Annotated in this window: 5 protein-coding genes and 1 pseudogene; all 6 read right to left on the minus strand. The window is 42.0% G+C overall.

What is annotated here, in order from left to right:
* A partial coding sequence (locus tag IM322_RS10165) for a leucine-rich repeat domain-containing protein (RefSeq protein ID WP_287713192.1) occupies nt 1-1293 on the minus strand: 1293 nt, incomplete at its 3' end.
* Nucleotides 1294-1544: 251 nt separating this feature from the next.
* Entirely contained in the window at nt 1545-1847 is a 303-nt protein-coding gene (locus tag IM322_RS10170) for a HigA family addiction module antitoxin (RefSeq protein ID WP_287676787.1), read from the minus strand.
* 213 nt (nt 1848-2060) lie between these two features.
* Nucleotides 2061-2243, minus strand: a complete 183-nt coding sequence (locus IM322_RS10175) for a type II toxin-antitoxin system RelE/ParE family toxin (protein WP_287676785.1) — start codon at nt 2241-2243, stop codon at nt 2061-2063.
* A gap of 87 nt (nt 2244-2330) precedes the next feature.
* Nucleotides 2331-2819, minus strand: a complete 489-nt coding sequence (gene tadA / locus IM322_RS10180) for a tRNA adenosine(34) deaminase TadA (protein WP_287676783.1) — start codon at nt 2817-2819, stop codon at nt 2331-2333.
* Nucleotides 2804-3121, minus strand: a complete 318-nt coding sequence (gene grxC / locus IM322_RS10185) for a glutaredoxin 3 (RefSeq protein WP_002751734.1) — start codon at nt 3119-3121, stop codon at nt 2804-2806. Before grxC ends, tadA begins: the two co-directional genes overlap by 16 nt.
* Nucleotides 3122-3186: 65 nt before the next feature.
* Nucleotides 3187-3361: pseudogene (locus tag IM322_RS10190) on the minus strand (transposase); the annotation flags it as partial.

Consider the following 3361-nt stretch of genomic DNA (forward strand, 5'->3'; position numbering starts at 1 on the left):
TTCTAGTTGAGTTTTGATCTGAAACCAACTATTAGGAAATAAATCTTTGATATGGGGAATAGCATCGATTTGGGAGGCGATTTCTTGCACAAGTTGCTCGATTCCTACACCGGTTTTACAGGAAGTGGCGATTAGCTTGGTGATTTGGGGATATTTTTTCTGGAGGGTGCGGATCTTAACTTGGGGGGGATGTTCATCGGCACAATTACCCACGATAATCACGGGAGAATTGCCTCCGTAGGTTTCAATGAGTTTTAACCAGTATTCCAGACGGTTTTGCTGTTCGTTTTTGCGGTTGTCGAGGACAAGCAGATAAAGACTGCGTTTAGTCAGAAAAAACTGATGGGTGGTTTGCATCACTTTCTGACCGCCAAAATCCCAGAGATTGAGGCGAATATCGGGTTTTTGGGGCAGTTGCCACTTTTCAATATTAATGCCGGGGGTCTTGGGTTCTTCGGAATTAAAGGTATTGTGCCGTAACCGCTTTAACAGGGAAGTTTTCCCCACATCCCCCTCCCCCACCAATAAAACTTTAAGCTCGTTAAGAGGGCGTTTTTTTCCTTTATCCTTGAGATAACTAAAAATCGCCTGCGGGTTGCCATTATCCGATATTATTTCACCCCATCCCTGACGAATAATTTCCGGAGGAACGTTGGTGATCGGGTTATTTTTGAGGACTAATCGCTTCAGGTTGACTAGGTGAGCGAGCGCTTCTGGAATCTCGCTGATTTGGTTATTGTTGAGGTTGAGGTATCGCAGGGAGGTGAGGTGAGCGAGCGCTTCTGGAATCTCCCTGATTTGGTTATGGCCGAGGTAGAGGAGTTCCAGGGAGGTGAGTTGAGCGAGCGCTTCTGGAATCTCCCTGATTTGGTTATGGTCGAGATAGAGGCTTTGCAGGGAGGTGAGTTGAGCGAGCGCTTCTGGAATCTCGCTGATTTGGTTATTGTTGAGATAGAGGTGTTGCAGGGAGGTGAGTTGAGCGAGCGCTTCTGGAATCTCCCTGATTTGGTTATTGTAGAGATAGAGGGATTGCAGGGAGGTGAGTTGAGTGAGCGCTTCTGGAATCTCGCTAATTTGGTTATTGCTGAGGTGGAGGTATTGCAGGGAGGTGAGGTGAGCGAGCGCTTCTGGAATCTCGCTGATTTGGTTATTGTTGAGATAGAGGATTTGCAGGGAGGTGAGGTGAGCGATTTCGGGGGGAATTTCTGTTAAGTTTTTGTTGGACAGATCCAACTTCCCCGCTCTTTCGTCCTTTGCCTGTTGAATCAACTCCAGTACTTCCTGTGCTGTCATTGACCATCCCCCCGCTACTATATTTACTCCATTTTGGCACAAGATCGGGTTAATGCAACTGGTGGTGATCAGCTAGTCCACTGTTAACAGTAATACCAAATCCGTTTTAATAGTATGATTAACTCCCACACGCGGTTATTCATACATTTGTATCAGTTTAGGGATGACTGATAATTGCTGATTGTCGCTATTTCTGCAAATGTCAGATGCACCCAGTATGTCAAATGAATAATTATATAATTCAAGAGAATTTATCCTGAAGACAGGGATTGATAAGGAATAATTTCTTCAAGGGGATTTCCTAACTTTTCCCTCGCTATATCTAACTCATAGGCTTTTTGTAAATTCATCCAAATTTCTGCTCCTGTATTAAAAAAACGTCCTAATCTTAAGGCAATATCTCCCGTGATATTTCCTTGACCTTTGAGAATTTGCTCAAGTTCATTCTCAGAGATATTAACTCTTTTGGCAAGCTGAGAAACATCAAGATTAATTTCCTCTAATTCATCAGCTAAAATTTCACCAGGGTGGATAGGACTTTTCCAATTATTCATCGTGAATTTTCCTTAATGATAATCAACAATTTCAACATTAGTAGCATAACCTATGCGGGCGTTGGGTTTCATGCTTCAACCCAACCTACGTTCATCTTATATTTAATTCCACCCACCTACTTAGTTATAATTAAATTGAAGATAGATTTTGCCTCTGATCCCCCCTTAATCCCCCCTTAATAAGGGGGGAATCTGACAACTTTTAACACCTACCTACTTATCCCCTTTTAAACGTTCTAAGCGGTTACTCGGCAATCCTGCCAATGCTTCTAGTGTATTAGCACTTTCTAAAATACGCAATCTTTTGATCGCTAATCGTTCAATCCCAGAAAACTTTTTAACAAACTGCTTATTATAAAGCTTTTCTGTATCTTTACATCGAAAGCTTTTAATCATGGGTTATTTTTTTTGTCTTTTCTAAGGCAACAAGTTGATAAATTTAGCAAAATTTATCAACCGTCCCGATAATTACTCGAATGTCTCTCATCTTTTTTTCTCAAACCATGTTTGTAATAATTCCCCCGATTCCTTGGCTAAAATTCCCGCAATTACTGGTAAACGATGGTTAGAAAAAGGACTATCAATAAAATTAGCCACAGTGCGGATAACTCCTGTTTTCGGATCGTCAGCACCGTACACTAATAATCCTAGCCTAGCCTGAATGATTGCCCCGGCACACATGGGACAGGGTTCGAGGGTGACGTAGAGGGTACAATCATTTAAGTGCCAATTGCCTAAAACTTGACTAGCGGCACGAATCGCCAGAATTTCGGCGTGAGCGGTGGGATCACGGTGTTTTTCCTTGCAATTAGACCCTTTAGCGATTAAATTGCCCTGTTTATCCACGATAACCGCTCCCACAGGTACATCACCCCGGTCCCCCGCAGTTGCCGCTAAATTTAAAGCTAACTGCATCCATTGCCGATGTTTCTCATAGGCTTTTTCGTCAATAGACTTTAGATAGTCCCACATTTAGCCAGTAAATTATCTAATTTTTTCTGACCATCCAAAGCATACAAATCATCACAACCACCGATATGTTCATTGTTAATAAAAATCTGTGGTACACTGCGTTTACCGTTGGACCGTTCGGCCATGGCTTGACGAGCGCTTTCATCCCCATCAATTTTGTATTCGGTGTATTTTACTCCTTTCCAACCCAGCAACCATTTGGCCCGAATACAATAGGGACAAGTTGCCCAAGTGTAAATTTCCACATTGGCCTTGATATTTTCGTTATAACGCCCAAAAAGCGAGTTAAATAGATTTAGCATCTTGTGACTACAGAAATATTTATCTCTATTTTATCGAAAATTTGGGTTAAAACCCCGTCGTAAAACGACGGCTTTTCTTGATCTTTAATATAGCACTTAAGAACTTCCAGGGTTGCACCTCCTAAAGAAGAAACAAAATAACTAGGAGACCAAAGAGCATCTTTCCCATAGGGTTTAGGATAGCCAGCTTGTCCATACCTGCGACTAGAAACCCCTTTTAAAGAATTAACCATTACAGAA

Origin of the sequence: Microcystis sp. M109S1 (assembly GCF_020247025.1) — a bacterium.
Lineage (GTDB): Bacteria > Cyanobacteriota > Cyanobacteriia > Cyanobacteriales > Microcystaceae > Microcystis.